We start from the raw sequence: 5,061 nt of genomic DNA, 5'->3' as shown, positions 1-5,061 counted from the left end.
GTATTATTCTCACGAATAGTATAAAATTAAAGAGAAAAAACTAGGAGGAAAAAATAATGAAAGAAATCACAGTAACAGTTATCGATCCAGTTGGATTACACGCACGTCCAGCAACAGTAGCAGTTAACGCAGCAAGTAAATTTAAAAGCGAAATTAAAATTAGCTACAAAGGTAAAGCTGTAAACATGAAGTCAATCATGGGTGTTATGTCATTGGGAATCCCAACTCAGTCAGAAATCGTAATTTCAGCTGAAGGTGAAGATCAAGACGAAGCAATCGCAACTATTGAAGAAGTACTAAAAGCTCAAAAAGTCATTGCTTAATATAATAATTGCATTAAAATAGAAGGTGTAAATCTTCTATTTTTTTTATTTCATCGTGGAGGGACAAAATGACAATTAAAAAATGGTCAGCATTACAAGAAAAATACGACTGGGTAAAATCTGGCTTTGATAATTTATCCGATAGTGATCAACAAGATGCATTTTACAAATCGCTCGAGTTTGGGACTGCAGGAATGCGCGGACTTATTGGAGTAGGCCCCAATCGAATGAATGAGCTCACAGTTGCGAAAGCAAATGAGGGTTTTGGTAAATATTTAGTTGAAACATTTCCTAATCAACCTCTTAAGGTTGCAATTGCTTATGATAATCGCCACAAATCTAGAGAGTTTTCTGAAGTCAGTGCACGGATTCTTTCGAGATATGGTATTGAGAGCTATATTTTTGAGGCGTTAAGACCAACACCGGAGCTTTCATTTGCGGTACGTGAATTGGGTTGTATTGGTGGAATTGTTGTGACCGCGAGTCATAATCCTAAAGAATATAATGGCTATAAGGTTTATGACGAGACAGGATGCCAGCTTGTTGACGATAAAATCGCACGAGTTATTGCACTGATTAATGAAGTTGAAGATGAAACTGAAATTGATCTGGAAACCTTTGACTCAACAAAGATACATGCAATCGATGATACCTTTGATAATATCTATCTCGATGCAATTAAAACGATACAACTTCGACCCGAAGAACCGAAGAATATTAAAATTGTGTTTACTTCGCAACATGGAACGTCTTATCCAATGGTCCCCACCTTGTTATCATCGCTTGGATATGATGTAACGGTTGTTGAGGAGCAAAGCACCTTTGATCCTGATTTTAGTAATACAAAAACGCCAAATCCAGAAGATCGTGAAAGCTACGAACTTGCGATTGAATATGGAAAACGACTGGATGCAGATTTAATCCTCAGCTGTGATCCAGATGCCGACCGCATGGGAATTGTAGTTAAGCATAATGGCATGTACCAATACCTTACGGGAAATCAAGGGGGTTCAATTCTACAGGAGTACATCTACTCAAGCAAAATTGAACGAGACACAATGCCAACCAATCCAATTATGTTTAATACCGTAGTTACGTCAGATTTAGGGGAAAAGATAGCTGCTAAATATGGTGTAACCGTAGAGAAGACCTTAACTGGTTTTAAATATATTGGAAACAAAATTCAACAACATAATGAATCGGAAGATTACACGTTTGTCTTTGGATATGAAGAAAGTTACGGATATTTAATTGCGGATTTCGTACGAGATAAAGATGCGATTCAAGCATGTTTAATGGTTGCTGAAGCTGCAAACTACTACTTGAATCAGCATAAAACGCTCGTTAATGTTCTAGATGCGCTTTACGATGAACATGGTGCCCATACTGAATCTCAAGTAGCAATTACTAGAGCAGGTGCAACTGGTTTAGAAGAAATTCAAGAAATTTTGAATACGTTTAGAACTGGTGCGTTTAAATCCTTTGCGAGTATTGGGGTAAAGTACTTTGACGATTTCCAAACATCAATGCGCTCAAATGGCGAACAACTCGATTTTCCAAAATCGAATGTCTTAAAGTTTTATCTTGAAGATGGCTCTTGGATTGCGATAAGACCATCAGGGACTGAACCGAAATGTAAGTTCTATTACTGCATTGTTGATGAAACCATCGAGAAGGCGCAAGCCAAATTCGAACTATTAAAAGCAAACATTAATTCAATTGCAAAAATTTAGACGGGAAACCGTCTTTTTTTAGTTAATAATGACTTGGAATAGGTGTTATCAAACAGAACCTTTTGTGCTTCTTACGACCTGGATTTTTAGAGTAATACATTGAAACAAAAGGTAAAATGAGGTACTCTAATACCAAAGGAGCGAAATTATGAAACAGATTGATAACTTAGCAGTAAATGCGCTTCGTGTACTTTCGGTAGACGCGGTACAAAAAGCAAACTCAGGACACCCAGGGATGCCATTAGGGGCAGCCCCAATGGCGTATACAGTGTGGGCTAACCACATGAATTTTGATCCTAAAGATAGTAAGTGGATAAATAGAGATAGATTTGTCCTTTCAGCAGGACACGGTTCTGCGTTGTTATACTCAATTTTACATATGTTTGGATATGATGTGACACTTGAAGACCTTAAGTCATTCCGACAACTAAACTCAAAGACACCAGGACACCCAGAATATGGACATACAGATGGTGTTGAAGCAACGACTGGACCACTTGGAGCAGGACTTTCAACCGCTGTAGGGATGGCGATGGCACAAGAGCACCTTGCTGCAAAATACAATAAACCGGGTTATGATTTAATTGATAACTACACATTTGTCGTTGCTGGAGATGGATGTATGATGGAAGGAATTACCAGTGAAGCATCTTCCTTAGCTGGAACACTTGAACTAGGCCGCCTCATCGTTCTTTATGATTCAAATGAGATTACTATCGAAGGACGCACCGATTTAGCATTCAAAGAAAATGTCCGCGCGCGTTATGAAGCATATGGATTCGAAACTTTCCTTGTCGAAGACGGAAATGATCTCGAATCAATTGATGCAGCAATTGCAAAGGCAAAAGAGAATACAAAACAACCTTCGCTCATCGAAATTCGCACCAAAATTGGTTATGGTAGTGACAAGGAAGATTCTTCAGCATCACACGGATCTCCACTAGGAGATGCATCAATAGAAGCACTAAAAGCATTCTTGGAATATCCTAGCCTTGAACCGTTCTATGTTCCGGAAGAAGTTTATGCACACTACAAAGAAATCGCAGATGAAGGAACTAAAGTTCATGACATGTGGACAGCTCTATTTGAGGATTATGAAAAAGAATATCCTGAACTAGCCCAACAATGGAACAAAGACTTTTCGGAAATTTCATTAGAGTCTCTCATGGAAAATAAAGCATTGTTTGAGTTTGAAGACAAACCACAAGCAACTCGCAATGTTTCAGGTGAAATGATTAACCGCCTTAAAGATACATATTCAAATATGTTTGGTGGTGCAGCTGACCTTGCGTCATCAAACATGACCACAATGAAAGGTGAAACCTCATTTAGTTCGGAGAACTATCTCGGAAGAAACATACATTTCGGGGTCAGAGAACATGCTATGGCTGCAGCGGGTAATGGTATATCATTGTACGGTGGCTTGAAGCCATATGTAGCAACGTTCTTTGGTTTTACGGACTTCTTAAAACCAATGGCTCGTCTAAGTTCTCTTATGAATGTGCCGTTAACATACGTACTAACGCACGATAGTATCGGTTTGGGTGAGGACGGACCAACACATGAGCCAGTAGAACAATTGTCGATTTTACGATCACAACCTAACTTCATTACCTTTAGACCGGCGGATGCACGCGAAACAGCATATGGATGGGCTTTAGCGTTGTCATCGAAAACTACTCCAGTAGGACTTGTGCTGTCACGTCAAAACCTTCCGCAACTCGAAATGTCTGGAGAGAATGCGTTGAAAGGTGGATATATTGTATATGAGCCAAAGACAGTAGACGCAATTGCAATTGCAACAGGTTCGGAAGTAGCAATTACACTAGAAGCGGCGAAGAAACTTTCAGAAACAGGAGTCGGCGTTCGAGTTGTAAGTATGCCGTCAACAGAGCTTTTCGAAATGCAAGACGAAGCATACAGAGAGTCTATTATTCCTTCAACAATTCGTTCTCGAGTTGCTGTTGAAGCTGGAACTTCGTTACCATGGGGTAAATATGTTGGACTTGATGGTGCAACAGTATCCCTTGATACATTTGGCGCTTCAGCTCCAGGAAATGTTTTGTTTGAACACTTTGGATTTACAGTCGATAATATTGTCGAAGTTATCAAGTCAACGTTGAAATAATAATCGTTATTTAGAAACAACCACTTCACGTGGTTGTTTTTTCTATTTTTAATTTTTTATTTTTTTAAGCACTTGTGCAGTTCTATTTATCAATTTATTTTCAAATTATTCAGCGCGGGTTTCAATTCGACTAGTATTGTATCGTGAGCGTCTAACACAAAGTGATTGTGATACAATGATATAGAGAGGTGAATTATGATTAGATACATGAAAATCAGTGAAATAGACAAAGTTATTGATATATGGGAAACGGTCAATGTTGAAGCACACGACTATATATCGGAACAATACTGGCGTGAAAATAAAGAAATGGTTAAGGAAGCGATGGAGAATAGCAATATGTATGTCTATATTGACAACAATGAGATTCTTGGTTTTTCCGGTATAACTGGAGGAAGTTATCTTGCAGGGATTTTTGTATTGTCGTCACATCGTGGTAAAGGAATTGGTAAACAAATGATAGATTTCTTGAAAGATAAATATGATGATATTCAACTCAGTGTTTATGAAAAAAATAAAGGTGCGGTTTCATTTTATCTAAGGGAAGGTTTTAATATTGACGAAAGTTCCGTCGACGAGGAAACCGGCGAGATGGAATCCTTGATGAGTTGGTCAAAATAGAGTTAATAAGTGCACAAAACCACCCATATTCACATTGATAAAAATGTTTATTTAAAAAGACTAAATTAGTCTCTAAAATGCGTTGACACAAGTGATATAGGGTGGTATTATGTACAAGCGTTCAAGGGGACTTGGGTGCGAAATGGTCTTTGAAAACTAAACAGGAAACGTCAATTTCAAAAGAAATACAAGAAATAAACAAAACTCGTCAGAGTATAAAAATGAGAAAGAATCAAATGGAGAGTTTGATCCTGGC

General features: G+C 38.2%; 4 protein-coding genes. All 4 read left to right on the top strand.

Going from position 1 to position 5,061, the window contains the following annotated elements; genetic code table 11:
• Window positions 1-56 precede the first annotated feature (56 nt).
• The 4 genes from GVV20_RS10085 (at window position 57) to GVV20_RS10070 (ending at window position 4,805) form a co-directional block, all read left to right on the top strand.
• Window positions 57-323, top strand: coding sequence for a phosphocarrier protein HPr (locus GVV20_RS10085; RefSeq protein WP_159638428.1), 267 nt, complete (start codon window positions 57-59; stop codon window positions 321-323).
• Between the two features lie 68 nt (window positions 324-391).
• Window positions 392-2,056, top strand: a complete 1,665-nt coding sequence (locus GVV20_RS10080) for a phospho-sugar mutase (RefSeq protein ID WP_159812708.1) — start codon at window positions 392-394, stop codon at window positions 2,054-2,056.
• A 148-nt stretch (window positions 2,057-2,204) separates the two neighbouring features.
• Window positions 2,205-4,184, top strand: a complete 1,980-nt coding sequence (gene tkt / locus GVV20_RS10075; protein ID WP_159741622.1) for a transketolase — start codon at window positions 2,205-2,207, stop codon at window positions 4,182-4,184.
• Window positions 4,185-4,379: 195 nt separating this feature from the next.
• Window positions 4,380-4,805: a GNAT family N-acetyltransferase gene (locus GVV20_RS10070; RefSeq protein WP_159741623.1), complete on the top strand. Its 426-nt coding sequence runs from the start codon at window positions 4,380-4,382 to the stop codon at window positions 4,803-4,805.
• Window positions 4,806-5,061: the final 256 nt, after the last annotated feature.

The sequence above is a fragment of the Erysipelothrix aquatica genome (assembly GCF_009828775.2).
Classification (GTDB): Bacteria; Bacillota_I; Bacilli_A; order Erysipelotrichales; family Erysipelotrichaceae; genus Erysipelothrix; species Erysipelothrix aquatica.
The sequence above is the reverse complement of the archived record's forward strand: the minus strand, read 5'-3'. Positions and strand labels throughout refer to the sequence as shown.

Excerpts from the sequence above, each read along its gene's own strand:
- GVV20_RS10085 (WP_159638428.1), top strand. The coding sequence starts at position 57 with ATGAAAGAAATCACAGTAACAGTTATCGATCCAGTTGGATTACACGCA.
- GVV20_RS10080 (WP_159812708.1), top strand. The coding sequence starts at position 392 with ATGACAATTAAAAAATGGTCAGCATTACAAGAAAAATACGACTGGGTA.
- tkt (WP_159741622.1), top strand. The coding sequence starts at position 2,205 with ATGAAACAGATTGATAACTTAGCAGTAAATGCGCTTCGTGTACTTTCG.
- GVV20_RS10070 (WP_159741623.1), top strand. The coding sequence starts at position 4,380 with ATGATTAGATACATGAAAATCAGTGAAATAGACAAAGTTATTGATATA.